Consider the following 25,486-nt stretch of genomic DNA (forward strand, 5'->3'; position numbering starts at 1 on the left):
CAGAGAGAGGTCAACAGAGATGTCCGTCGTGGTGTTCACGGTGCTGACGGTGGCGTTGTTCGCGCTGTTCGGCTTGATCCAACGCGGGGTGGAGCGGCTGTGATCCAGAACGTTGTGGGTCTGATTCTGGCCGTGGGGATCGCCGTCTATCTGGTGGTGGCGCTGCTGTATCCGGAGAGGTTCTAGTGAGCACTACGACCGCCGGGATCCTGTTCGCGGTATCCCTGATCATCGCGCTGGTCGCGGTGCATGTGCCGCTGGGCGATTACATGTACCGGGTCTACAGCAGCGAGAAGCACAGCAAGGCCGAGAAGGGGATCTATCGACTGATCGGCGTGCAGCCGGGGGTCGAGATGACCTGGGCCGTCTACGCGCGCAGCGCGCTGGCGTTCTCGGCCATCAGCGTGCTGTTCCTGTTCTTCCTGCAGCTTCTTCAGGGCAAACTGCCGTGGCACCTGAATGATCCGGGCACGAAGATGACCCCGGATCTGGCGTGGAACACCGCCATCAGCTTCGTCACGAATACGAACTGGCAGAACTATGCCGGTGAGTCGACGATGGGTCATGTCGTTCAGGCCGTGGGTCTGAGCGTGCAGAACTTCGTGTCGGCGGCGGTCGGGATGGCCGTGGCGGTCGCGCTGGTGCGCGGTTTCGCCCGGCACCGGACCGGCGAGCTCGGGAACTTCTGGGTGGATCTGGTGAGGGGAACCACCCGAATTCTGTTGCCGCTGGCCGTGTTCTTCGCCATCGTGCTGGTCGCGGGCGGTGTGATCCAGAACCTGCACGTGTACGACCAGATCGCTCGGACGGTGGGCAACACCGGTTCACAAACCCTGCCGGGTGGACCCGTTGCCGGCCAGGAGGCGATCAAGCTGCTCGGCACGAACGGCGGCGGATTCTTCAACGCGAACTCCGCGCACCCGTTCGAGAACCCGACCGCGTGGACCAACTGGGTCGAGATCTTCATGCTGCTGGTGATCAGCTTCTCGCTGCCGCGCACCTTCGGGCGCATGGTCGGCTCGCCGAAGCAGGGTGTGGCCATCGCCGCCGTCATGGCGACCCTGGCCGTGCTCAGCCTGACGGCGATGAACATCTTCCAGTTGCGGCATCACGGCACGGTGCCGTCCGCGGTCGGCGCGGCCATGGAGGGCGTGGAAACCCGCTTCGGCGTCTCGAATTCGGCGACCTTCGCCACGGCGACCACGCTCACCTCCACGGGTGCGGTGGATTCGGCGCACGACTCGTACACCAGCCTCGGCGGCATGATGACCATGTTCAACATGCAGCTCGGGGAGGTCGCGCCCGGCGGTACCGGGTCGGGGCTGTACGGGATGCTGATCCTCGCGGTCATCACCGTGTTCGTGGCGGGCCTGATGGTCGGCCGCACCCCGGAGTACCTGGGCAAGAAGATCACTCCGAAGGAGATCAAGCTCGCGGCCGCCTACTTCCTGGTGACGCCGCTGATCGTGCTGACCGGAACCGCTGTCGCGATGGCCCTGCCGGGGGAACGCGCGAGCATGGCGAACTCGGGTCCGCACGGGCTGTCGGAAGTGCTGTACGCCTTCACTTCCGCGGCCAACAACAATGGTTCGGCCTTCGCCGGTCTGTCCGGCAATACCGTGTGGTGGAACACCGCACTGGGCCTGGCCATGGTGTTCGGCCGCTTCCTCCCCATGATCTTCGTGCTGGCGCTGGCGGGCTCGCTGGCGGCGCAGGGCCACACCCCGGCCTCCGAGGGCACGCTGCCGACGCATCGGCCGCAGTTCGTCGGCATGGTCGCGGGGGTCACCGTCATCCTGGTCGCGCTCACCTTCCTGCCGATGCTGGCGCTCGGCCCGCTCGCTGAAGGAATCCACTCATGAGCACTCCCACCATCGATTCCGTGCCCGTGCGGACGGCGCACAGCAACCCGAAACGCAGTGTGTCAGCGGGATTGTTCGACCCGAAGATGCTGATCAAGTCGCTGCCGGACGCGTTGAAGAAGCTGGATCCGCGCATCATGTGGCGCAATCCGGTGATGTTGATCGTCGAGATCGGCGCGGTCTGGACCACCATCCTGGCCATCGCGAACCCGACGTTCTTCGCCTGGGCGATCGTCGTCTGGCTGTGGCTGACAGTGATTTTCGCCAACCTGGCCGAGGCCGTGGCCGAGGGCCGCGGCAAGGCGCAGGCCGACACGCTGCGAAAAGCCAAGACCGACACCGTCGCTCGTCGTCTGGCGAACTGGTCGCCGGGCGCGCGCGTCGTCGAGGAGCCGGTGGCGGCTCCGGAGCTGCGTCGCGGCGACTACGTGGTCGTCGAGGCGGGTCAGGTCATCCCCGGCGACGGTGATGTCGTGGAAGGCATCGCCTCCGTGGACGAGTCGGCCATCACCGGTGAATCGGCTCCCGTCATCCGCGAATCCGGCGGTGACCGGTCGGCCGTGACCGGCGGCACCACGGTGCTGTCGGACCGTATCGTCGTCCAGATCACCCAGGAGCCGGGCGGCTCGTTCATCGACAAGATGATCGCGCTCGTCGAGGGCGCGTCGCGGCAGAAGACGCCGAACGAGATCGCGCTCAACATCCTGCTGGCCGCGTTGACGATCATCTTCGTGTTCGCGGTGGCGACGCTGCAGCCGGCGGCGATCTTCTCGAAGGCCAACAATTCTGGCGTGCTGGACAATCCGGCCCTGGACGGCCATGGCGTCACCGGCATCGTGCTGGTCTCGCTGCTCGTCTGCCTGATCCCGACGACCATCGGCGCGCTGCTGTCGGCCATCGGCATCGCGGGTATGGACCGCCTGGTGCAGCGCAATGTGCTGGCCATGTCCGGTCGTGCCGTGGAGGCCGCGGGCGACGTGAACACCCTGCTGCTCGACAAGACCGGCACCATCACCCTGGGCAACCGCCAGGCCTCGGACTTCGTGCCGATGCCGGGCGTGACCGCCGACGAATTGGCCGACGCCGCACAGCTTTCCAGCCTCGCGGACGAGACCCCCGAGGGCCGCTCGATCGTCGTGTACGCCAAGGTGGCGTACGACAAGCGCGAGCGCACCGCCGGTGAGCTCACCGGCGCGACCTGGGTGGAGTTCACCGCCCAGACCCGCATGTCGGGTGTCGACCTGTCCGACGGACACCAGTTGCGCAAGGGCGCGGCCAGCGCGGTCACCGAGTGGGTGCGCGCCCACGGCGGCGAGATCCCGAGCCAGGTCGGCGAGACCGTCGACGGCATCTCGGCCTCCGGCGGCACCCCGCTGGTGGTCGCGGAGATCAAGCGGGACACCGCCAAGCTGCTCGGCGTCATCCACCTCAAGGATGTGGTGAAGCAGGGTATGCGGGAGCGCTTCGACGAGATGCGCCGCATGGGCATCCGCACCGTCATGATCACCGGCGACAATCCGCTGACCGCCAAGGCCATCGCCGACGAGGCGGGCGTGGACGACTTCCTCGCGGAGGCCACTCCGGAGGACAAGCTCGCGCTCATCACGAAGGAGCAGGCCGGCGGCCGCATGGTCGCCATGACCGGTGACGGCACCAATGACGCGCCCGCGCTCGCGCAGGCCGACGTGGGTGTCGCCATGAACACCGGAACGTCCGCCGCGAAAGAGGCGGGCAATATGGTGGATCTGGATTCCGACCCGACCAAGCTGATCGAGATCGTCGAGATCGGCAAGCAGTTGCTGATCACGCGGGGCGCGCTGACCACGTTCTCGATCGCCAACGACATCGCCAAGTACTTCGCGATCATTCCCGCGCTGTTCGTGTCGATCTTCCCGGGCCTGGACCTGCTGAACGTCATGCGGCTGCATTCGCCGCAGTCGGCGATCCTGTCGGCGGTGATCTTCAACGCCCTGGTCATCGTGGCCTTGATCCCGCTGTCACTGCGCGGCGTGAACTATCGACCGTCCAGCGCGTCGAAACTGTTGAGCCGCAACCTGTCCCTGTACGGCCTCGGCGGCATCGTCGCGCCGTTCATCGGGATCAAGCTCATCGATCTTGTCATTCGATTCTTCCCGGGGATGTCCTGATGCGTATGTCGGCCTGGATCAGGCAACACGTCGCGGCGCTGCGCGCGCTGCTGGTGCTCACCGTGATCACCGGAATCATCTATCCCGCCGTCGTTCTCGGTGTCTCGCAGCTGCCGGGCCTGAAGGACAAGGCGAACGGCTCGCTGATCGAGCGGGACGGCAAGATCGTCGGGTCCAGCCTGATCGGCCAGGCCTACACCGACGCCAAGGGCAACGCGCTGGTGCAGTACTTCCAGACGCGGCCGTCCAATGCGGCGTGGTCCGAGGAGAGCACCGACGGCTACCACGCGCTGAACTCCGCCTTCGGCAATATGGGCCCGGAGTCCACCGTGGACACCCTGGACGCGGAGGATCCGAGCAAGGACAAGCTCAGCCTGCTGAGCACGGTCTGCGCGCGCAGCGCGGCGGTCGGCACGCTGGAGGGCGTGGACGGCAGCCGCCCGTACTGCACTTCCGGCGGCGTCGGCGCGGTGCTGGCGGTCATGGGCGAGCGTGACGCGCACGGCCTGGTCACCCGCCCGACCCGGGTGATCAGCGTCAACGAGGCGTGCTCGGCCGATCCGAAGCACGAGACCACCCCGTTCCAGGAGGCGTACGAGGGCGTGAAGGTGGAGTGCGCCCAGCGCGGCGAGGACTACTCCGCCGGGCAGATCGTCCCGATCCGCGGTGACGCGTCCTCCGACACCTCGGTGCCGACCGACGCGGTGACCGCCTCGGCCTCCGGCCTGGATCCGCAGATCTCCCCGGAGTACGCGGCCATCCAGGTGGCGAGGGTCGCCAAGGCGCGCAACGTGTCCGCCGACCAGATCGAGGCCGTCGTGGAGGCCCACAAGAGCGGCCGGACCCTGGGCTTCCTGGGGGAGCCCACAGTCAATGTCGTCGAGCTGAACTACGACTTGGACAGCAAGTACCCGTTCCGGGGCTGATCAGCCGATACCTGGGGTCCGGTCGCCTCGCTCACGAAGGCGACCGGGCCCCTTGGTCTTTCACCGCTACGGCGAACAGGTGGTCGGGTTCGGCAGTTCGCCGCACGGGGTATTGCCCCGCGACCGCAGCACGTCCTTGCCGGTCCCACCGGTGAGGAAACGCAGGAACGCCGCGGCCGGTGAGTCGGCGGGGAGTTCACCGTTGCTGTAGGCGTATTCGACGCTCCAGAACGGATAGGCGTGGGCGAGTACCTGTTCCCGGGTGGGCGTGTGACCATCGATGGTCACCGGCTTGACGCCGGTGGCCTTCGCGGCGTCGGAGAATTCGCTGTAGCCGATGGAGCCCGGCAGATCGGCTACCGTTCGCAGCATGTCATTGGTCACCGGGACCTCGCAGAAGGCGGGACCAGGAGGCTTGGTGGCGGCGATGGTGCGGCAGCTGGTGGCGGCCGGCGCGGGCGGCTGGTCGTCGCCGAGCACATGCAGGCGGAACGTCTCCCGGGAGCCGGATCCGAGCATCCGATTCACCACGCGCACCGGCAGATCCGGGCCGCCGACCAGCTGCCAGTTGTCGATCCGGCCCGCGTAGATGTCTCGGATCTGCTGGGTGGTCAGGTCGTGAACTCCCACCGCGGGGTTGACGATCATCGTGAACAGTGACAGCGCGAGCGGGCGGGGGAGCAGCGTCGGGTAGCCGACGCCCTTCGGGCCGTCGGTGATCGCGAGCAGTCCCGGCTCGTTCTTGCCTTGCTCGTCCACCCGGCTCAAACCCCGGTCACTGCTGTCGAATTCGAAGTCGAACGCCAGCGCGGAACAGTTCTTCGCGTACGCCGCCGCGGCTTCGCGGATGGTGGGCTCGAAGGCTGTGGACCCGACCAGCGTGAGCTTGCCGGACCCGCAATCCGCCGCGTCCTTCCTGCCCGAATCATCCAGTCCGACGACGAATTGCACGGCGATGACCGCGACCAGGAACCCGATGAGCGCCAGCAGTTTCGGTGAGGCGCCGATGCGGCTGCGGGTCTCCGACACCCGCCCGCCCTTGAGTTTGGCCCGCACCACCGGCGGCGGATATTCCCCGGCCCCGGCCGTCCGTTGCAGGATGGCCAGGATCTTGTAGTGATCGCCCCGATCCATCGGCACCTTGGGCAGGTCGATGATCCCGACCCGATGCTGCGCGTCCTCGCGGCTCCCGATCCCGGTGTCCGGTTTCAGGCTGTCACCCATCGCGTCGTCGGACAGTTCGGTCACCGCCATACCGATCACCCGCCGATGCGGGAAATGGATGTGCATCCCGACCCGATCGCTCTCGGGCGACGCGTAATCGGTGCTGTCGACGTCGGTGAGGCCGTTGTTCTCGATCCGCACCAGCACCACCGAGAGATCCTGCAGATCCGGTGCGGCTCCGTCGCCCTCGGGCCGCAATTGCGGTAGCACGCCGGGGAAGACCGATTCGATCTCCCCGGTCACCGGGGTGTCCATCTGCACCCGATATCCGAGCCGTTTCCGCCCCACCAGCACGAATTCCCAGACGAAGGCCATGATCGGCACCGCGATACCGATCAGGGCCAGCACGATCTCCACGGGAAAGCCGTTCACAGAAACCCCGAATTCTGTTGTCCTACCGCTTCGCCGGTAGAGCGTACGGGATCACCACCAGCCGAGGATCGGCCGCAGTTCCCGTCCCAGTTCGGGGGCCAGGGAGCGCGAATAGCTTGCGGTCAAATGGTGTTCGTCGTGGTAGACGAGAATATTGCCCTCGACGACCGCGCAGACGGTGGGCTCGCAGACCGCGTCGTTGGGGTCGATCAGGTGCATGTTCGGGAAGGCGGACGCGGGACCCTCGGCGGGGTTCTGGGGCGAGAGCGCCTCGGAGCGCTTCAGGCCGCAGCCGACCCGATCCCCGCCGCTGGCCAGGCAGTCGATGGCGCGGTAGCGGATGCCGTTGCGGCGCAACCACGGGGTGTCACGGATACCGATGACCTCGAGGCCGCGATCGGACAGGGCCGACCAGACGTCGATGTAGTCCTGCGGGGTTTCGTCGCCGCCATTGTCGCTGGGCCGGGTGGCCGTGGTGAAGACGTAGTCGGGGCGCTCGATGCCGAGCCGGTCGATGACCTCGGCGGACCAGTCGCGGCAGTCCGGGTTCTGCTGGCCCTTGTACATGGGCTCCTCGGCGACCGTCAGCGGGCAGCCCATCTTCAGGTAGACGACGACCCGGAAACGATACTGCTCGCCGAGCAGCTGCAGCGCCGGAATCCAATGCTCGGCATGGGAATTGCCGACCACCGCGATGGTGCGCTGGGCGTTCTGGTCGCCGTAGGTGCAGGTGATCACCGCGCGGGTGTCGAAGTCGGAGATGCAGCCGTCCCGGGTGGGGTAGGCGATATCGGCGGGAGCTTCCTCCGTGGTGGGGCGCATGGGGGCGCGCGGCACCAGGGCGTGATCGGTGAGAGCCGCCGCGCCCGGGTACTTCGCGGGATCCAGCTGGCCGACCGCGTGCGCCTTCGCGCCGTTGTTCCACTGCCACGCCACCGTCGAACCCAGCAGCAGCACACCGACAATCGTGACCGCGATACCGGTGAGCAGACTGCCCCGCCCGGCGAGCAGGCGGACCGGGAACGCGAGCGCGCGACCGGCGAATCGGCCGTCGAGCAGCCGGGCCGGTCCGGTGACTACGCGACCGCGCTCCGGGGCGGCCACAGGCTTGGAACGCTCCCGCAGCGGCTCCTCCACCAGATGGTGGGTGCCGTAGGCGAGCAGCAGCGAGACCACGATGATGACCAGACCGTCCAGCGCTCCGGCCCGGCGCAGATGCTGTTCACCCAGATAGAAGATCAGAATCGGCCAGTGCCACAGGTACAGCGCGTACGCGAAACCACCCAGCTGCACGATCGGGCCGGTGGCCAGCAGCCGGTTCACCACCGGCTGATCGGCGGTGTCGCGGCCCGCGCCCGCGAGAATCAGCGCGGAGGTGGCCAGCACGGGGATCAGGGCGGCGGGGCCGGGGAACACCAGGACGCCGTTGACGACCCAGCCGCAGCAGGCGATCACCGCGATTCCCATCCAGGCCAGTGCTTCCCGCGCGGGGGTGGGCAGCCGGACCAGGGGCGCGCCGAGCGCGAGCAACGCGCCCGCCAGCGGTTCCCAGGCGCGCGCGAAGGTGTCGTAGTAGTTCCAGCCCTGCTGGGTCGAAACGCCCTCGGCGGCATAGCCGAACGAGATCACCACGGCGATCGTGAACACCACCGCGAGCGCAACCCGCAGCATTCCGTCCCGGCCCAGCCACCGCACGATCGGATGCGCGGCAATGAGTTTCCAGGTGAGCGTGAGCCGCAGTCCGGTCGCCACCAGCGCCACCACCAGTAGCAGCGCCAGATACATCTGCCCCTGCACCGACATCGACCACAGATGCTGCAACGGACTCACCGACGGGTCCGCGGCCAGGTAATCCGACCAGGACAGCGCCAGATACCAGTTCTGGTAGTAGAACAGCGAAGCCAGCGTCTGCCCCGCGATATCCGACCAGCGCGTGTGTGGCAGCAGCACGACCGCGGCCACGACCACCGCGGCCAGCACCACCACCATGGCGGGCAGCAGTCTGCGCAGGGTGCGCCGTACGGTCCGCAGCACACCCACCGAGCCCGTGCCGGCGCGCCGCACCAGCATGCCGGTGAAGAAGAAGCCCGACAGCACCAGGAACACGTCCACGCCGCCCGACACCCGGCCCGCCCAGATGTGGAAGGCGACCACGAGGGCGATAGCTACGCCGCGCAGGCCGTCCAGATCGTGTCGGTAGGAGCCGGGCCTGACAGGGGCGCCCGGGGCCGGCTGGCGGTCGCGATCGGGCGCGGTCGGATGATCGGTGCTGGATATGGACATGGCGGCTGCCATTGTCGGTCAGGGGTCGTGGAAATCCCCAATCGCCACACAGGAGGTGTCCGGAATATCCCCCTTTGTGCTGGTCGGACGAATGCGAAATAGCGCAGCCAGAGATAGGGAGCGGCCACCGCAATAGTGACAGCGGTCACCGGAACGCCCGTGCGGGTGAATTCCCGGAACGAGATCGGATGGTCCGAACAACGCGCGATCCCGAGCGGCACCACGGTCGCGCTGCCCCCGACTGCTGTGAGATTGCCACCGAAATCCGCGCCCAGGGCCAGCGCCCACCACGGCGCGTCCGTCCCCGGGTCGGCGACGTGCTCGACCGGCTCCGCGGCCAGTGGGCTCGTGGTCGCCACGGGTGGGATGGTGTCGATGACACTCGACGGCACCGTCCAGACCGCCGGTATCGGCACGGTTGCCACGAGCCTGTTTCCGCCGGTGAGTTCGGTCGTGATTTTCGACGCCCGCGTGATCACACCGGTTTTCGCCGACGGCGGGGTCCCTCATTCCGTCGACCGGGGTAATCGCGTTGCGGCAGACCGGAAATCGACATGAGCGCATTCGCCCCGGGTAATGCCACCGGGGACGGGCCGGGGCGGAAAGCGGGTGGCCGGACAATTCCGCGAAAACCGCCGACGACGCGATTCCGCACGTGATCAGCAGCGTCGGATCGCAAATGGGGACCCGCTAGTCGGGGGCGGTCCGAGCGGTCAGCTCGTAGATCCGGTAGGCGGTCCGAATTACCGGGTGCGAGACATTGCGGACCTCCACCCCGCCCGCGGTGCGGCCGAACTCGGTGCCGCCGTGGGCGTGTCCGTGGATCGCGAGGTGCGCGCCGCCCGCGTCCACCGCGTCGGCCAGCTCCGCGCAGCCGAGGCCCGGATAGATCTCGGCGGTTCGCCGACGAGGGTGTCGACGACGGGGGAGAAGTGCAAGCGCGCGATGCGCAGGTCGCTGTCGAGGGATTCGAGGGCCGCGCGCAGGCGGGCGGCGTCGGCGGGGCCGCGGCGGTACCGGGCCCGGTACTCGGCGCTGCCCTCGTCGGGATTGCCGGGGTGGCCCGGGAATCCGCCACTGCCGCCCATCACCCCGGCGATGCCGAGCCGAATACCGTTGACGGGCACTGTGATCGCGGTGCCGTCGAGCACCTGAACGCCGATCTCGCCGAGCCGCACCGCGATCCGGAAGCCGAGCCGGCACGGCCCACACGGTCAGCCAGCCACACGAACGACCGGCGTGTCAACGCTATTCGGCCGGCGGCCGCCGAGACCACCTCACCTAGTCGCCGAGCGGCTCCAGCCGCAGCGGGACGCCGATGCGGTTCCACAGGTTGATCTGCGCGGTCACCGCGACCAGACCGGCCCGCTGGCCGTCGTCGAAGTGCTTCTCGACGCCCGCCCAGATCTCGTCGCTCACCCCGTGCGGGCCGAGCTGTGTTGCGGCCTCGGCGTATTCGAGCGCGGCCCGCTCGGCCGGGGTGAACAGCGCCGACTCGCGCCAGGCGGCGAGGTGCCAGAGCCGGCGCTCGGTCTCGCCTTCCTTGCGGGCCTCGGTGGAGTGCATGTCGACGCAGAAGAGGCAACCGTTGAGCTGGGAGACCCGGATCTTCACCAGCTCGCGCACGGTGGCGTCGAGCGGGCCGCGCCGGATCGCGGTCTCGGCGGCGAGCCAGGCCTGGTAGACCTCGGGAGCGGCCTCGTGCATGGTCAATCGCGACATGGTGTCGTCCTTCCTGGGATGGTGTATCCCTTGGACGAGACAGGTCTTGCGGACGTGACGGGCGGGCTGCTGTGGCCTCGATCACACTCGAGGTACGGCGGTCGCGCTGTCGTTGCCTTGGATTAGCCGAAATTGGCCGAAACACCCCGAGGCGGACAATAATCCGCACGTGGGAACCGTTCTACTGATCGCCCTGAGTCTGTTGTGCTTCGTCACCGGACCGGCGTTGGCGCTGGTCATCGTGTCCGCGGTGCGCCGGTCCGCCCGGCATGTCGCCGCCGAACTCCGGCGTGGCGCGGATGAATCGGGTTCCGGTGGATCGGTCACGCGATCCACCGGAACCCGATCCGGCACCGGTCACCCCTGAGCCGGTGCGTGGGCGGGCCCGCTACGGCCGCGTCAGTGAGGCGTAGCGGGCAATGTGCTGGTCGGTGGTGCCGAACTCGTACTGGACGGCGGTCAGACGCTTGAAGAAGTGGCCGATGGCGAGTTCCTCGGTCATGCCCATGGCGCCGTGCAGCTGCACCGACTCCTGGCCGATCCTGCGGGCGGCGCGGCCCACGGTGGCCTTGGCGGCCGAGGCCGCGCGGGCCCGTTCGGCGGCCGGGGCGTCCAGCTTCAGGGTCACCAGATACGTCGCGGCCACGGCCTGTTCCAGCTCCAGCAGCATGTCCACCATGCGGTGCTGCAGGGCCTGGAAGCTGCCGATCGGGACGCCGAACTGGCGGCGCTGCTTGGCGTAGGCGACGGTGTCGTCGACCACCTTGCGCATGGCCCCGACCGTTTCCGCGCACACCGCCGCGATGGCCTCGTCCACGGTCGCGGCGATGGCCTCGCCGGCGGACGCGAGCAGCAGGGCGTCGGCGGGGACGCGCACAGCGTCGAAGGTCAGGTCGGCGGCCTGACGCTCGTCGATGGTCCGGTAGGCGCGTGCGGTCAGGCCCGCGGGCGGCGCGGCCGGGTCGACATCGACGGCGAACAGGGCGATCTCGCCGCCCGCGACCGCGGTCACCAGCAGGTGGGTGGCCAGCGGGGCCGCGGTCACCACCGTCTTCTCGCCGGTGATCACCCAGTCGTCGCCGTCGCGCACCGCCGTGGCCGCCACCGCGGTGTAGTCGTAGCCGGATCGCGGCTCCAGCGCGGCGAATCCGGTCACCACCTCACCGGCGGCGATGCCCGCCAGCAGGTCCTCGGCGCGCTTGCCGGTGGCGCGGCGCAGCAGGCCGCCGCCCACCACGACGGTGTCCACGTACGGCTCCAGCACCAGGGCCCCGCCCAGCGCCTCGGCGATGATCATGGTCTCGACCGGTCCGCCCCCGATGCCGCCCGCCGACTCCGGCAGGCTCGCCCCGAGAATCCCGACCTCCTCGGCCAGGCCGCGCCAGATCTCCGGCTGCCACCCGGCCCCCGTGCGCGCCGCGGCCCGGCTCGCCTCCAGGGGGTAGCGGGCCGTCAGGAACTCGGTGACGGTGTCGCGCAGCAGTTCTTGTTCCGCGGTGAAAGAGAAGTCCATGTCACAGTCCCAGGGTGGCTTTGGCGATGATGTTGCGCTGAATCTCGTTGCTGCCGGCGTAGATCGAGCCGGCCCGGTCGTTGAAGTACCGCAGCGCGGCGACCGCCTGCCATTCCTCGCCCGCGACGAAACCGTCGGCGGGCGGGGTGAAGTCGGCGATCGGGCCGCCCGGCATGGTGGCGTGCGGCTGATAGGCGCGGCCCCGCGGACCGGCGGCCTCCAGTGCCAGCTCGGTCAGCGCCTGGCTCAGCTCGGTGCCCAGGATCTTGAGCGTGGACGCGGCCGGACCCGGGTCCTTGCCGCTGGAAACCAGTGCGAGCGTGCGGTATTCGAGGATCTCCAGCACATCGGCGCGCAGCCGGGCATCGGCCAGCTTGGCGGCGAAGGCGGGGTCGTCGATGAGCGCGCCGCCGCCCGGGGCGACCTGCTCGGTCGCGGCCTGCGCCAGCTCCTCGGCCATCACCTGCAGGGCCGGGGCGACCGCGCCGCCGCCGCGCTCGAAGTTGAGCAGGAACTTGGCCACGGTCCAGCCGTCGTCGATCTGGCCCAGCACGTTCGCCTTCGGCACCCGGACCTGGTCGAAGAACACCTGGTTCTGCACCTGCTCGCCGGAGGTCATGACCAGCGGCCGGATCTCGATGCCCGGGGTGTGCATATCGATCAGCAGGAAGGTGATGCCTTGCTGCTTCTTGGCCTGCTTGGAGGTGCGGACCAGCGCGAAGATCCAGTTCGCCTCGGTGGCGTGGGTGGTCCAGATCTTGGAGCCGGTGACCACCAGGTCCTCGCCGTCGGCGACCGCGGCCATGGACAGCGAGGCCAGGTCCGACCCGGCCTCGGGCTCGGAGTAGCCCTGGCAGAAGAAGACCTCGCCGGTGAGGATGCCGGGCAGGAAGAAGTCCTTCTGCTCTTGCGTGCCGAACGCCATGATCGCGTGCGAGACCATGCGAATTCCCATGGGGGACAGGTTCGGCGCCCCGGCCAGGGTGCATTCGCGGCCGAAGATGTAGTGCTGGGTGAGGCTCCAGTCGCAGCCGCCGTACTTCACCGGCCAGGCCGGGGCTGCCCAGCCGCGCTCGTGCAGGATGTGCTGCCACTCCATGCTGGCCTCGTGGTCCGGGTAGACGCTGGTCGCCAACCGTCCCGCTCGGCGTAGATCGTCCGTTAACTTTTCGTCGAGAAAGCTGCGCACTTCATCACGAAACGCCAGATCAGCAGGCGACCAGTCAAGGTCCACGATGACTCCTTGTCCGAGAACTGGCATCAACCATCTCATCGCATCCCCCCTGCTGGCAAATGTGCTGGCACCCGCCATCACTTGAATCCCTTGAACATTCCAATGTGGAGGTTTATCCTGGATTCACGTTCCACAATGGAATATCTGGCAGCGCCCGACCGTTAAGGATCGACATGGACATCACCACCGGCACCCGCGCCTCCGACGCCGAGCGCGCCCAGATCGCCGATCTCCTGGGCCGCCACCTGTCCGAAGGCCGCCTGGACCTCGCCGAATACAACGACCGCCTCACCAGCGTCTACGCCACCGCCACCCGCGAAGACCTCCAGCTGGTCCTGCGGGACCTGCCGAAACTCTCGAAGACCGTTGCGCCGCAGACCACTTCGCGCACCCGCCTCCCGCTCTGGCAGCAGATCGAGGGCAGTGCCTGGCTCGGCGTGAGCCTGCTGTGCCTGTTCATCTGGGCCGCGATCTCGGTGGCCGCAGGCGAATTCACCTATCCCTGGCCCATCTGGGTCATCGGCCCCTGGGGTGCGGTGCTGATCTTCCGCGTCGTCATGGGCTGGGAATCCGCCGCCTGGAACCGCTACCGCGCCCGCTGACCCGCGACCCGGATCGCGCCGTGGCGCAGAAGGGACGCGGGGTCGGCATACTCGGGGCAATCTTCGGTGAGCGGGTAGTCTGAGCCGCTGTGCACCTGAAGAGTCTGACGTTGAAGGGGTTCAAGTCCTTCGCGTCCGCGACGACGTTGCGATTCGAGCCGGGGATCACCTGTGTGGTGGGGCCCAACGGGTCGGGCAAGTCGAACGTCGTCGACGCGCTCACCTGGGTGATGGGTGAGCAGGGCGCGAAAGCGCTGCGGGGCGGGAAGATGCAGGACGTCATCTTCGCCGGTACCGCGGGCCGCGCCCCGCTCGGTCGTGCCGAAGTCACGCTGACCATCGACAACTCCGACGGGGTGCTGCCCATCGAGTACTCGGAAGTATCGATCACCCGCCGCATGTTCCGCGACGGCGCCGGCGAGTACGAGATCAACGGCAACTCCTGCCGGTTGATGGACGTGCAGGAACTGCTGTCGGACTCCGGCATCGGCCGCGAGATGCACGTCATCGTCGGTCAGGGCCAGCTCTCGGCGATCCTGGAATCGCGACCGGAGGATCGGCGGGCCTTCATCGAGGAGGCCGCGGGCGTGCTCAAGCACCGGCGGCGCAAGGAGAAGGCAGTCCGCAAGCTGGACGCCATGCAGGCCAATCTGGCCCGACTCACCGACCTCACCACCGAACTGCGCAGGCAGCTCAAGCCGCTGGGCCGTCAGGCCGAGGTGGCGCGTCGCGCCGCGACCGTCCAGTCCGAACTGCGGGACGCCCGACTGCGGCTCGCCGCCGACGATCTGGTCAGCCGCCGCCGCGAACTCGAGAGCCAGCAGAGCAAGGAGGCCTACGCGCGTGAGCAGCACGTCACCGTGCAGGCCGAACTCGATGCCGCCAATGCCGCACTGGCACAGCAGGAATTCGAGCTGTCCAAGCTGACCCCCAGCGCCGAGGCCGCCGCGCAGACCTGGTTCCAGCTGTCCGCGCTGACCGAACGCGTCAACGCCACTATCCGGATCGCGCGTGATCGCGCGCGCAACCTGACCATCGAGCAACCGACCGGCACCGGTCGAGATCCGGAACAGCTGGAGCGCGAAGCGGATCGGGTCGAGGCCGAAGAAGCCGAACTGCGCGAAGCCGTCGAAATCGCCACCGAGACGCTGGAAGCGGCCCGCGAGCAACTTTACGAACGCGAGCAGGCCGCCAAGGCCGCCGAGCAGGCGCACCTGGCCGCGGTCCGCGCCGTCGCCGACCGCCGCGAGGGCCTGGCCCGGCTCTCCGGCCAGGTCGACACTCTGCGCATCCGCGCACAGTCCGTGGACGGCGAGGTGGCCCGCATGTCCACCGCCATCGCCGAGGCCCGCCGCCGCGGCGAGGACGCCAATGCCGAATTCGAGGCCGTGCAGGGCGAACTCGACGAACTCGACGACGGCGAGGAAGGCCTCGACCACGCTTACGAGCACGCCGCCCAGGCCCTCGCGCTGGCCGACCAGCGCGTCACCGAACTACGCGAGCAGGACCGCGAGGCCGGCAAACGCGTCGCCTCCCTCACCGCCCGCATCGAAGCCCTCGCCATGGGCCTGCGCCGCAAGGACGGCGCGGCCTGGCTGCTCGAGCACCGCGCCGACGGACTGCTCGGCCCGCTGTCCGGCCTGATCCGCGTGCACGGCGGCTTCGAGTCCGCGGTCGCCGCGGCCCTCGGTCCGCTGGCCGACGCCGTGGCCGCCGACACCGGGCCAGCCGCGCACGCCGCGGTGCGCGCGCTCAAGGAGACCGACGGCGGCCGCGCCGCCCTGGTCTACGCCGACGCCGCGCACCTCCCTGCGGCGCAGGCGAATTCCCCCCTGCCCGGCTCCGCCCGCTGGCTCGCCGATGTGGTCGACTGCCCCGCCAACCTGCGCGGCGCGATCACCGCCCTCACCGCGGGCATCGCCGTCGCCGACGACCTCGCCACCGCCGCGCAGGTCATCGCCGCGCGCCCGGAACTGCGGGTCGTCACCCGCGACGGCGACATCACCGGCAGCGGCTGGCTGCTCGGCGGCTCCGACCGCGCCCCCAGCCAGCTCGAGGTGCAGGCCGACATCGATTCCGCCACCGCCGAATTGGCGTCCTGGCAGCGGCAGGCCGAGGAACTGGAAGCCGCGCTGGCCGGGGCGCTCGCGGAGCAGACCGACCGCAAGGAAGCCGTCGACCACGCCCTGCTCGCCCTGCACGAATCCGACCAGGCCCTGGTCGCCATCTACGACCGGCTCGGCCGCCTCGGCCACGCCGCCCGCGGTGCCCAGCGCGAATGCGACCGGCTGCTGGCCCAGCGCGCCGACGCCGAGACCGGCCGCGAGGAAACCCTCGCCAAGCTCGCCGAACTCGAGGACCGGCTGCGCCACGCCGAGGACGAACAGGCCGACCTGGACCCGGAATCCGCGGGCACCGAGACCGCCGGGTACGCCCGCGAGGAGGCCGCCGCCGCCCTCGCCGAGGTCCGCTCCATGGAGGTCGAGGCCCGCCTGGCCGTGCGCACCGCCGAGGAACGCGCGGAATCGGTGCGCGGCAAGGCCGATTCGCTGCGCCGCGCCGCCCGCGCCGAACGCGAGAACCGGGCCCGCGCCGAACGCGCCCAGTCGGCCCGCCGCCAGGCCGCCGCCCTCGCCGCCGTGGTCGCCGCGTCCGCGGAGAAGATCGCCGCCGAACTCGAGCAGGTGGTGGCCCAGGCCGCCGCCCGCCGCGACGAATTGGTGCGCCGCCGTGGCGAATTCGCGGCCCAGGCCGATCAGACCAAGGAGCGTTCACGCGCCCTGAACACCCAGCTCGCCCAGCTCACCGACGCCGTGCACCGCGACGAGGTGGCCCGCGCCCAGGCCGCGCTGCGCATCGAACAGGTCGAGACCACCATCGCCGAACAGTTCGGCGTCAGCCTCGACGACCTCATCGCCGAATACGGCCCCGACGTCCCCATGCCGCCCACCGCGCTGGAGATGATGGAGTACGAGCAGGCGCGTGAGCGAGGCGACGCGGTCAGTGAGCCGCAGCCCATGCCCTACGACCGCGCCACCCAGGAACGCCGCGCCAAGCGGCTCGAGAAGGACCTGGTCACGCTCGGTAAGGTGAATCCCCTGGCGCTGGAGGAGTTCGCGGCCCTCGAGGAGCGCTACACCTTCCTCAACACCCAGCTCGAGGACGTCAAGAAGGCCCGCCAGGACCTGCTCGACGTGGTCGCCGAGGTCGACGAGCGCATCCTGCAGGTCTTCACCGAGGCCTACGAGGACGTGGAACGCGAGTTCACCGGCGTCTTCGGCCGCCTGTTCCCCGGCGGTGAGGGGCGGCTGCTGCTCACCAACCCCGCGGACATGCTCACCACCGGCGTCGAGGTCGAGGCCCGCCCGCCCGGCAAGAAGGTCAAGCGGCTGTCGCTGCTCTCCGGTGGCGAGAAGTCCTTGGCCGCGGTCGCTTTCCTGGTGTCGATCTTCCGCGCCCGGCCTTCTCCCTTCTATGTGATGGACGAGGTCGAGGCCGCGCTGGACGACACCAACCTGCGCCGGCTCATCGGACTGTTCGAGCAGCTGCGGGAGAAGAGCCAGCTGATCGTGATCACCCACCAGAAGCCGACCATGGAGATCGCCGACGCCCTCTACGGCGTCAGCATGCGCGGTGACGGCATCACGCAGGTGATCTCGCAGCGGATGCGCGGGGAGAACCTGGTCGGCGCGACGCCGTAGATTCGCCGCGGTGTCCCGCTGAGCGGGAATTCATCCCGATGTCAGAGTGAAACACCTGCGCGTCCCATTGGGTTGCCGCTAGCGTCCGGCCCCATGAAGCGCTCCATCGCCGTCCTGGCCGCCGGACTCACCGTCGGCCTCGCCGCTCCGCTCCCGCTCGCCCTCGCCGACACCGGATCCGCCGGGTCCGGCTCGGGCACGGGATCCCTGTCGGGTTCCGGCGGCAGCAACGCCAACCTCCCGCCCTACAGCCAGTGGATCAGCGACGTCACCACCGTCGCCAACGCCGCCCAGGCCTACCTGACCACCGCGCTGCCGGGCGTCACCAAGCCGGCCATCGTCCTCGACATCGACAACACCTCGCTGGAGACCAGCTACCACGCGGCACCCATCACCCCGGCCATCCCGCCCATGCTGACGCTGGCCAAGTGGGCGAAAAGCCAAGGCGCGTCGATCATCTTCGTGACCGGCCGCCCCTCGGTGATGAACATCTACAGCCAGATCAACCTGACCACGGTCGGCTACCCGGTCGACGGCCTCTACGGCGGCGGCCTCACCACCGGGTCCTCCGGCGCGGGCGCGCTCGCCGACTACAAGACCGCCACCCGCGCCTCGATCGAGGCCCAGGGCTACACCATCGTCGCCAATATCGGTAACAGCGCTTCCGACCTGTCCGGCGGCCACGCCCAGCAGACCTTCAAGCTGCCCGACTACAACGGCGCGCTGAACTGATCCACCCGGACCCCGATCGAGCCCGAGCTCGTCAATCCAGTAGCGACTTCAACCGCGCCGCACCGGATTCGGCGAGCCACGCCTCGAAAGTCCGCAGGCCGGGATGGATCTCGCGGACCGCCGGGATATCGGCGTGCCAGCCCCGGCCCTCCCGGGACAGCCGCCAGACCACAGCGACCTCGGGGCCCATGGCCTCGGCATCGGCCGGCGAGGCCTCCACGTAGCGGACCTGATGCCCGGTCGCGGCGGTGATGGCCGTCGCGGCCTCGGTCATGGTGAGAGCGTCACCGGCCAACTCCAGGACCTCGCCGTGGAAGCGGGCCGGATCGTCGAAGGCCAGCTGCGCGATCACCGCGATGTCCTCGATCGCGATGGACTGGATCGGCTTGTCGGCCGGGAACAGATGCCGGTGCACGCCGTCGTTGATGCCGTCCACCGGGAAGCCCCGCATGAGGTAGTTCTCCATGAACCGGACCGGACGCAGGATCGTCCAGTGCAGGCCGCTCGCGCGCAGCGCCGCCTCCACCCGGCGTTTGCCCTGCGCACCCCACTGGCCGTCCTCGGTCAGCGAGGCGACGGTCGTGAACACGATGTACTCGACGCCGGCCGCGGCCGCCGCGTCGATGAAAGCGGTGCCGCGCGCGACCTCCAGGTCGACATCCCAGCCCTCGGGGCCGTAGGCGGCGGGCGGCACCAGGAACGCCGCTCCCACACCCGCCAGGGCCGGCGCCAGGGTCTCGGGCCGGTCGAAGTCGCCGACGGCGAGCTCCGCGCCCGCCGCGGCGAGGGCCTGCGCCGCAGCCGATTCCGGATCACGCACCAGGACGCGCACCGACCGGCCGGTGTCGAGCAGCCGGCGCGCGGTGACGCCACCCTGCTTGCCGGTCGCGCCGGTCACCAAGATCAGGTCATGACGAGAGGACGCCAGATCCTTCTGAGTAGACATTCTCACCCGTTCGTTCGGTAGTATTCGGGTCGGTCGACCCGGATATGCACGCTAGGACCACCGCGTTTCCGTTGGCCAGCACCGGAAAGGACGCGCGTAACGAAATGCCCGCACCCACCAGCGGCCTCGCCCCCAAGTCCCGCGCCGACGCGCGCCGCAATCGCGCCCTGGTCCTGGCCGCCGCCCACCGCGCCCTCGCGGAGGGCGGGCTCGCGGTCTCCCTGGCCGAGGTGGCCCGCCGCGCCGGGGTCGGCGCGGGCACCGTGTACCGCCATTTCCCCACCAAGACCGCGCTGCTGGAAGCCGTTATGCAGCAACGCATCGACCGGCTCACCGGCCTGGGCCACCGGCTGCGCGACGCCCCCGACGCCGGGACCGCCTTCTTCGCTTTCTGCGCCGAGGTGATCACCTCCAGCCATCGCAACCAGGCCGTGTGCGACATGGTCAACAATGACGGCTGGCCGCGTGAACTGGTGCGCGATGCCGGAGCCCGTTTCCACGCCGCCCTCGGCGACCTGCTCACCGCCGCCCAGCGGCAGGGCTCGGTCCGCGCCGACCTCACCGTTCCCGACGTCCTCGCCCTGTTCACGGGATGTGTTGCGATCCAACGCCTGTCCCCGGACCGCGAACTGTCCCGCCCCGCGGCCCTCGTCCTGGACGCCATGCGCACCCGCCCTCCGGCGCGGCCCGTAACGAAAGGCGGGAACGCGATCGCCGCGCGTGACGAAACGGCCATCCGTGACGAAACCCCGGCCCCGCATTGCCCGATCTGCGCCACCCCGATCCACCCGACCGGCACCGGCCGCCCCGCGCGCTATTGTTCGGCAGCCTGCCGTCAGAAGGCCCACCGCCGCCGCCACGCGGTACCCGCCTGACCCCTCCGCCGGGCCCCGATGAAAGCCGTTGGGGCCCTTCGTGACCTGCGTGTGCCCAAACGGATGCGAAGGTGTGACGAGGGGGCTGAATCGGCGAAAAATACTGGTAGAAGGCCATATACGGCGTTGCGGTATGCCCCCCGCGAACCGCCGGTGGGCAGTACGCTCCCTGCGTGGTTTGGGTGTCGGCCGCGGCGTTCGGTGCCGCATGGTGGCTCGGTTTGTATCTACTGGCGCGGGATCCGCGAAAGCTGTTGTTACGCAGAGCGGCAATCGGGTTGCTGGCGTTCGCCGCCGCGGTGGTGGCGGATCGGATGGCAGGGGGGAGTCCCTGGTTCGACGGTGTGCGCATCGTGCTGGTGTGCGCCCCGGTGCTGGCCTTCAGCGGTGTCTTCGTGCGGCTGCTGCCCGCCGGGGTGGAACGCGTCGACCGCTGGTGGCGGGTCGGGCTGGTGCCGCTGTGCGCGGTGCTGGCGATGCCGGCCGCGGGCGGCTTCCTGCCCGCGGGCTACGTGCTCGGCGCGGTCACCCTGCTGGCCCTGCTCGGCACCATGCTGGCCATGCTCGGCCAGCAGGCCGAATGGTCCGAGGACTCACGCCGTTCCGCGGCCGGGCTGCTCACCGTGGGCGCGCTGCTGCTCGGGATGAGCGCGGCGCTCATCCTGCTCGGGTTCAACGTGCTGCCCAGCACGGCCATGCTGTCGGTGACCGCCGCCGACCTGGTGGTGCTGGGCCTGGGCATCGCGGTGCTCGACGCCTACGACGAGGGTGAGGCGCTGCGCGCGGACATGACCCACTCGCTGGTCATCTCGGCGGCCACCGCGGCCGTGTTCGGCGGCCAGGCGGCGCTCACCCTGGCCCTGGCGGGGGAGCGGCCCGCGCTGGTGGCGCTGTTCTTCGGGGCCATCGCCGGTTCCATCACCCTGCAGGTGCTCAACGGCCCGCTGCACGCGGGCGCGGACCGGGTGGCGTTCGCCTCCGATCCGCGACTGTTCGCGGCCCGGGTCGAATTGCGCAGCGCCACCGAGGCTTTGCTGCGCAAGGGCGTCGACGACTAGAGCGGGCGCCGGCGACTAGAGCAGGTCGCTGACGTCGTCGGGGACGTCGACGGCGTATTTGCGCAGCGTCTCCATGGGCACCACCTCGAGGGCGTTCTCATGGGTGGCGGCCAGCACCACGGGTGCGGCCACCCCGTCCTCGTGGGCGTGCAGCCAGCGCACGGCCACCACGCACCAGCGGTCACCCGGTTGCAGGCCGGGGAAGTTGTTCTCCGGCCGCGGGGTGACGAGGTCGTTGCCGATCGACTTCTGGTGCTCCAGGAATTCCGCGGTCACCACCGTGCAGACGGTGTGGCTACCCAAATCCTCGGGACCGGTGCTGCAGCATCCGTCCCGGTAGAAGCCGGTGAGAGGATCGGTGCCACACTCCTCCAGCGGTCCCCCAAGCACATTTCGATCGGTCACGTCGCCGATCCTATTGTCTCGGTGTCGCATTCGCCGCTCCTTCCGCACTGTGGCACGTAGTCGAGCAGACCGGTTGGTAGATGGTCGGATTTTCGGCCCACACCCCGGCGTGTCGTACATCCCACGGCCCCGCCGTGTGATATCGGCCACGGCCCCCGACGCGACGGTAGGTGCGTGAATCCGACATGGCAACCACCTCTGAAAGGATGGGGACGTGACGACTGCAGAAGTTTGGATTCTCATCGCCGCCATCGCCGCGGTGCTGCTCGTGGCGCTGGTTGCCGGATATGCCCTGAACAAGCGCCGCCGGATCTCGCTGACCCCGGAGGTCACCGAGACCAAGGAGCTGACCGACAGGTCCGGCGGATACCAGGCCGCGAGCGGATTCAGCTTCAGCCAGGGCACCTCCGCGCCCGAACGCGAGCAGGTCCCGGCCACCAAGAACAAACCGGTGCCGCTCCCGCCCGAGCGCACCGACGACGAGGGGCAGCCGCACATCGGCGACGACGCGGCCATTCCGCGCGACTCCGGCAAGCGCAGCATCCACGAGGTGCGTCTCCCGGAACCTGTCCAGGGGCCCGAACCCGCCGCTGCCGCGGAGACCGTCACACCCGCCGAGGACACGACCGCGAGCGCGGCCGACACCGCGAGCGCCGCCGAGGCCGCCGAGGAGACCGCTCCCGCCACCGATGCGGCAGTCACGCCCGCCACCGACGCCCCCGCCGAGTCGGATGACGCCGCGGCCCGCGCCGCGGCCGTCGAGGCCGCCGAAGCGGCCGGGGAGATCGCCGCGGGCAAGGCCGCCGGTGATGTCGCCGAGCAGCCGCTCTCGCAGGAGGCCGCGGCCGAGGAAGCCGCCGAGGCCGCCGTCGCCGCCGCCGAGATCGCGGCGGGCGCCGAGGCCGCTGTCGCCGCCCACGCCGGTGCGCACGCCCCCGAGACCACCGCTCCGGCCGAGGCCGCCGCCCCGGCGATCGCCGAGATCGAACCCACAGCGGGACGTCTCACCAAGCTGCGCGGCCGCCTGTCCCGTTCTCAGAACGCCGTCGGCAAGTCCCTGCTGGGGCTGCTCGGCGGTGGCGATCTGGACGAGGACTCCTGGGAGGAGATCGAGGACACCCTCGTCATGGCCGACCTGGGCACCGCCAGCACCGCCGCCATCGTGGAACGTCTGCGCGAGGAGATGGCCGGACGCAGCATCCGCACCGCCGCCGACGCCCGCGCGCTGCTGCGCGAGGTGCTCGTCGAGGCGCTACGTCCGGAGCTGGATCGCTCCATCCGCGCGCTACCGCACCACGATCACCCGTCGATCCTGCTGGTCGTGGGCGTGAACGGCACTGGAAAGACCACCACCACCGGCAAATTGGCGCGCGTGCTCGTCGCCGACGGCCGCCGCGTGCTGCTGGGCGCGGCCGACACCTTCCGGGCCGCGGCCGCCGATCAGCTGCAGACCTGGGGTGAGCGCGTGGGCGCCGACACCGTGCGCGGCAAGGAGGGCGCGGACCCCGCCGCTGTGGCGTTCGACGCGGTGTCGGCCGGCATCGATCGCGGCGTGGACGTGGTGCTCATCGACACCGCGGGCCGCCTGCACACCAAGACCGGCCTGATGGACGAGCTGGGAAAGGTCAAGCGCGTGGTCGAGAAGAAGGCCGCCGTCGACGAGGTCATCCTGGTGCTGGACTCCACGGTCGGTCAGAACGGTCTGATGCAGGCGCGGGTCTTCGCCGACGTCGTGGACATCACCGGTGTGGCGCTGACCAAGCTGGACGGAACCGCCAAGGGCGGCATCGTCTTCCAGGTGCAGCATGAGCTGGGCGTACCGGTCAAACTGGTCGGTTTGGGTGAGGGTGCGGATGATCTTGCTCCCTTCGAACCCGGCGCCTTCGTCGACGCCCTGCTGGGTTAACCCCTACTGAACTGCGCCGATATCGAAACCAACATCATCCTCACAATGCTGTCGTAACAGTGGTGCGGGACCGGAAACGTGACCGCAACACTGCAATCTCATCCGTTCACCTACGCGAAACGCCGCAGGATCACGGAGGAAACACCGACTGACGAATCTCATTGCAGGCTTATGCGCAGGTTGCTGCGGGGCCAGAGATGAGGAGGACATAAGGTGGCGTTTCCCGTAATCGGTGCAGCCGACACCGGCGACACCGCATGGATGCTGGCCAGTTCAGCACTCGTGCTTCTGATGACACCCGGATTGGCGTTCTTCTACGGCGGTATGGTCCGCTCGAAGAACGTCCTGAACATGATCATGATGAGCATCGCCTCGATGGGCGTGATCACTGTTCTATGGGCGCTGTACGGCTTCTCCGTCGCCTTCGGCGACGACAAGGGCAGCCTGATCGGCAGCCCGACCCAGTACTTCGGGCTGAAGTCGCTGTTCGGTGGCACCTACCTGGCCAGCAGCACCGACCAGACGATCAAGTCGGCCATCCCCCTGGCGGGAACGGTGCCGGCGACGGTCTTCGTGGCCTTCCAGCTCATGTTCGCGATCATCACCGTCGCCCTGATCTCCGGTGCGGTAGCCGACCGCCTGAAGTTCGGGTCCTGGGTGCTGTTCTCGGCCGTGTGGGCCACCGTGGTCTACTTCCCGGTCGCGCACTGGGTCTTCGCCTTCGACGGCGTCACCGGTGAGCACGGCGGCTGGATCGCCAACAAGCTCAAGGCGATCGACTTCGCCGGTGGTACCGCGGTCCACATCAACGCCGGTGTCGCGGGCCTCGTCCTGGCGATCGTGCTCGGCAAGCGCAAGGGCTGGCCGAAGACCCCGATGCGTCCGCACAACCTGCCGTTCGTGATGCTCGGCGCCGGTCTGCTGTGGTTCGGCTGGTACGGCTTCAACGCCGGTTCGGCCGTCGGCTCCAACGGCATCGCGGGCGCCACCTTCGTCACCACCACCGTCGCCACCGGTGCCGCCATGCTGGCCTGGCTGCTCGTGGAGAAGATCCGCGACGGTCACGCCACCTCGTTGGGCGCCGCCTCGGGCATCGTGGCCGGTCTGGTCGCCATCACCCCCTCCTGCTCCTCGGTCAACGTCATCGGCGCGCTCGCCATCGGTGTGGTCGCCGGTGTCCTCTGTGCTCTCGCGGTGGGCCTGAAGTTCAAGTTCGGCTTCGACGACTCGCTCGACGTGGTGGGCGTCCACCTGGTCGGCGGTATCGCGGGCACCCTGATGGTCGGCCTGGTCGCCGCCCCCGAGGCCCCGGCCGCGGTCAAGGGTCTGTTCTACGGCGGCGGCTTCGATCAGCTGATCAAGCAGGCCGTGGGAGCCGGTGCGGTGCTTGCCTTCTCGGGCATCGCGACCCTGATCATCGCGCTCGCCATCAAGTACACCATCGGTCTCCGGGTGAACGAGGAAGCCGAGTTCCAAGGCTTGGATGAGTCCGAGCACGCAGAATCGGCATACGATTTCGCTGCTGTGAGTGGTGCGGCGCGCACCGCCGCCGTCAAGGAGGCATGACGAACATGAAACTGATCACTGCGATCGTGAAGCCGTTCACCCTGGAGGACGTGAAGACCGGCCTGGAGCAGGCGGGCGTGCTCGGCATGACCGTCAGCGAGGTGCAGGGCTACGGCCGTCAGAAGGGCCACACCGAGGTCTACCGCGGCGCCGAGTACTCGGTTGATTTCGTCCCGAAGGTCCGGGTCGAGGTTGTGGTGGACGACGCCTCCGTCGACAAGGTCGTCGAGGTCATCGTCGAAGCCGCCCGCACCGGCAAGATCGGCGACGGCAAGGTCTGGGTCACCCCGGTCGACGCCATCGTCCGGGTGCGCACCGGCGAACGCGGTTCCGACGCTCTGTAATTCGAGCGGGATCCCCGTGGCGGCCCCGGCCCCGTCGGTGTCGAAACCGGCGGTGACGGGGCCGTCCC

At 69.1% G+C, this 25,486-nt stretch carries 22 protein-coding genes; 14 read left to right on the plus strand and 8 right to left on the minus strand.

Features of this window, described 5'->3' with window-relative positions:
- The first annotated feature begins 114 nt into the window (after nt 1-114).
- Genes kdpF through ACFRAQ_RS20600 form a run of 4 tightly spaced genes read left to right on the plus strand, consistent with a single transcriptional unit; the run spans nt 115 to nt 4,935 of the window.
- Nucleotides 115-186, plus strand: a complete 72-nt coding sequence (kdpF, locus tag ACFRAQ_RS20585) for a K(+)-transporting ATPase subunit F (protein ID WP_379102194.1) — start codon at nt 115-117, stop codon at nt 184-186.
- On the plus strand, nt 186-1,862 hold the full coding sequence (kdpA, locus tag ACFRAQ_RS20590) for a potassium-transporting ATPase subunit KdpA (protein ID WP_379101812.1): 1,677 nt from the start codon (nt 186-188) through the stop codon (nt 1,860-1,862). Before kdpF ends, kdpA begins: the two co-directional genes overlap by 1 nt.
- A complete protein-coding gene (gene kdpB, locus ACFRAQ_RS20595; RefSeq protein ID WP_379101814.1) occupies nt 1,859-4,009 on the plus strand; it encodes a potassium-transporting ATPase subunit KdpB in 2,151 nt (716 codons plus the stop codon). Before kdpA ends, kdpB begins: the two co-directional genes overlap by 4 nt.
- A complete protein-coding gene (locus ACFRAQ_RS20600) occupies nt 4,009-4,935 on the plus strand; it encodes a potassium-transporting ATPase subunit C (RefSeq protein ID WP_379101816.1) in 927 nt (308 codons plus the stop codon). Before kdpB ends, ACFRAQ_RS20600 begins: the two co-directional genes overlap by 1 nt.
- Nucleotides 4,936-5,001: 66 nt before the next feature.
- Here the strand turns inward: ACFRAQ_RS20600 and ACFRAQ_RS20605 are convergent, their stop codons facing one another.
- Nucleotides 5,002-6,531, minus strand: a complete 1,530-nt coding sequence (locus tag ACFRAQ_RS20605) for a substrate-binding domain-containing protein (RefSeq protein ID WP_379101818.1) — start codon at nt 6,529-6,531, stop codon at nt 5,002-5,004.
- A gap of 51 nt (nt 6,532-6,582) precedes the next feature.
- Nucleotides 6,583-8,814: an acyltransferase family protein gene (locus ACFRAQ_RS20610; RefSeq protein ID WP_379101820.1), complete on the minus strand. Its 2,232-nt coding sequence runs from the start codon at nt 8,812-8,814 to the stop codon at nt 6,583-6,585.
- A 375-nt stretch (nt 8,815-9,189) separates the two neighbouring features.
- On the opposite strand from ACFRAQ_RS20610, the gene ACFRAQ_RS20615 reads away from it, so the two are divergent.
- Nucleotides 9,190-9,372 (plus strand): hypothetical protein, encoded by a 183-nt coding sequence (locus tag ACFRAQ_RS20615; protein WP_379101822.1) that lies wholly within the window; start codon nt 9,190-9,192, stop codon nt 9,370-9,372.
- Nucleotides 9,373-9,557: 185 nt separating this feature from the next.
- Here the strand turns inward: ACFRAQ_RS20615 and ACFRAQ_RS20620 are convergent, their stop codons facing one another.
- Both ACFRAQ_RS20620 and ACFRAQ_RS20625 read right to left on the minus strand, forming a co-directional pair.
- Nucleotides 9,558-9,992, minus strand: a complete 435-nt coding sequence (locus ACFRAQ_RS20620) for a hypothetical protein (protein ID WP_379101824.1) — start codon at nt 9,990-9,992, stop codon at nt 9,558-9,560.
- Between the two features lie 103 nt (nt 9,993-10,095).
- Complete coding sequence (locus ACFRAQ_RS20625; protein WP_379101826.1) at nt 10,096-10,536, minus strand: carboxymuconolactone decarboxylase family protein; 441 nt, start codon at nt 10,534-10,536, stop codon at nt 10,096-10,098.
- 169 nt (nt 10,537-10,705) lie between these two features.
- Here ACFRAQ_RS20625 and ACFRAQ_RS20630 point away from each other — a divergent pair, with 169 nt between their 5' ends.
- Nucleotides 10,706-10,903, plus strand: coding sequence for a hypothetical protein (locus tag ACFRAQ_RS20630; protein WP_379101828.1), 198 nt, complete (start codon nt 10,706-10,708; stop codon nt 10,901-10,903).
- A 21-nt stretch (nt 10,904-10,924) separates the two neighbouring features.
- Here the strand turns inward: ACFRAQ_RS20630 and ACFRAQ_RS20635 are convergent, their stop codons facing one another.
- Both ACFRAQ_RS20635 and ACFRAQ_RS20640 read right to left on the minus strand, forming a co-directional pair.
- Nucleotides 10,925-12,049: an acyl-CoA dehydrogenase family protein gene (locus ACFRAQ_RS20635; RefSeq protein WP_379101830.1), complete on the minus strand. Its 1,125-nt coding sequence runs from the start codon at nt 12,047-12,049 to the stop codon at nt 10,925-10,927.
- Between the two features lies 1 nt (nt 12,050).
- The gene (locus ACFRAQ_RS20640) at nt 12,051-13,283 is read right to left on the minus strand and encodes an acyl-CoA dehydrogenase family protein (protein ID WP_379101832.1); all 1,233 of its coding nucleotides are present in this window, start codon (nt 13,281-13,283) and stop codon (nt 12,051-12,053) included.
- 173 nt (nt 13,284-13,456) lie between these two features.
- Between ACFRAQ_RS20640 and ACFRAQ_RS20645 the strand changes: the two genes are divergently transcribed.
- The 3 genes from ACFRAQ_RS20645 to ACFRAQ_RS20655 all read left to right on the plus strand — a co-directional run bounded on the left by ACFRAQ_RS20645 (nt 13,457) and on the right by ACFRAQ_RS20655 (nt 18,318).
- Nucleotides 13,457-13,885: a DUF1707 domain-containing protein gene (locus ACFRAQ_RS20645; protein WP_379101834.1), complete on the plus strand. Its 429-nt coding sequence runs from the start codon at nt 13,457-13,459 to the stop codon at nt 13,883-13,885.
- 89 nt (nt 13,886-13,974) lie between these two features.
- On the plus strand, nt 13,975-17,586 hold the full coding sequence (gene smc, locus ACFRAQ_RS20650; protein ID WP_379101836.1) for a chromosome segregation protein SMC: 3,612 nt from the start codon (nt 13,975-13,977) through the stop codon (nt 17,584-17,586).
- Nucleotides 17,587-17,679: 93 nt separating this feature from the next.
- A complete protein-coding gene (locus ACFRAQ_RS20655; protein ID WP_379101838.1) occupies nt 17,680-18,318 on the plus strand; it encodes an HAD family acid phosphatase in 639 nt (212 codons plus the stop codon).
- A gap of 31 nt (nt 18,319-18,349) precedes the next feature.
- Here the strand turns inward: ACFRAQ_RS20655 and ACFRAQ_RS20660 are convergent, their stop codons facing one another.
- Nucleotides 18,350-19,264 carry an NmrA family NAD(P)-binding protein gene (locus ACFRAQ_RS20660; protein WP_379101840.1) on the minus strand — a complete coding sequence of 305 codons (915 nt, stop codon included), beginning with the start codon at nt 19,262-19,264 and terminating at the stop codon, nt 18,350-18,352.
- Between the two features lie 104 nt (nt 19,265-19,368).
- Here ACFRAQ_RS20660 and ACFRAQ_RS20665 point away from each other — a divergent pair, with 104 nt between their 5' ends.
- Complete coding sequence (locus ACFRAQ_RS20665) at nt 19,369-20,139, plus strand: TetR/AcrR family transcriptional regulator (RefSeq protein ID WP_379101842.1); 771 nt, start codon at nt 19,369-19,371, stop codon at nt 20,137-20,139.
- 173 nt (nt 20,140-20,312) lie between these two features.
- On the plus strand, nt 20,313-21,197 hold the full coding sequence (locus ACFRAQ_RS20670) for a hypothetical protein (RefSeq protein WP_379101844.1): 885 nt from the start codon (nt 20,313-20,315) through the stop codon (nt 21,195-21,197).
- A gap of 15 nt (nt 21,198-21,212) precedes the next feature.
- Here the strand turns inward: ACFRAQ_RS20670 and ACFRAQ_RS20675 are convergent, their stop codons facing one another.
- Nucleotides 21,213-21,602, minus strand: coding sequence for a DUF2237 domain-containing protein (locus ACFRAQ_RS20675; RefSeq protein WP_326357779.1), 390 nt, complete (start codon nt 21,600-21,602; stop codon nt 21,213-21,215).
- A gap of 214 nt (nt 21,603-21,816) precedes the next feature.
- Here ACFRAQ_RS20675 and ftsY point away from each other — a divergent pair, with 214 nt between their 5' ends.
- The 3 genes from ftsY (at nt 21,817) to ACFRAQ_RS20690 (ending at nt 25,418) form a co-directional block, all read left to right on the plus strand.
- Entirely contained in the window at nt 21,817-23,508 is a 1,692-nt protein-coding gene (gene ftsY / locus ACFRAQ_RS20680; protein WP_379101847.1) for a signal recognition particle-docking protein FtsY, read from the plus strand.
- A 261-nt stretch (nt 23,509-23,769) separates the two neighbouring features.
- Nucleotides 23,770-25,074 (plus strand): ammonium transporter, encoded by a 1,305-nt coding sequence (locus ACFRAQ_RS20685; protein WP_357281594.1) that lies wholly within the window; start codon nt 23,770-23,772, stop codon nt 25,072-25,074.
- Nucleotides 25,075-25,079: 5 nt separating this feature from the next.
- Complete coding sequence (locus tag ACFRAQ_RS20690; RefSeq protein ID WP_040859831.1) at nt 25,080-25,418, plus strand: P-II family nitrogen regulator; 339 nt, start codon at nt 25,080-25,082, stop codon at nt 25,416-25,418.
- Nucleotides 25,419-25,486: the final 68 nt, after the last annotated feature.

The sequence above is a fragment of the Nocardia sp. NPDC056611 genome (assembly GCF_042792755.1).
In the GTDB taxonomy this organism is placed as follows: domain Bacteria; phylum Actinomycetota; class Actinomycetes; order Mycobacteriales; family Mycobacteriaceae; genus Nocardia.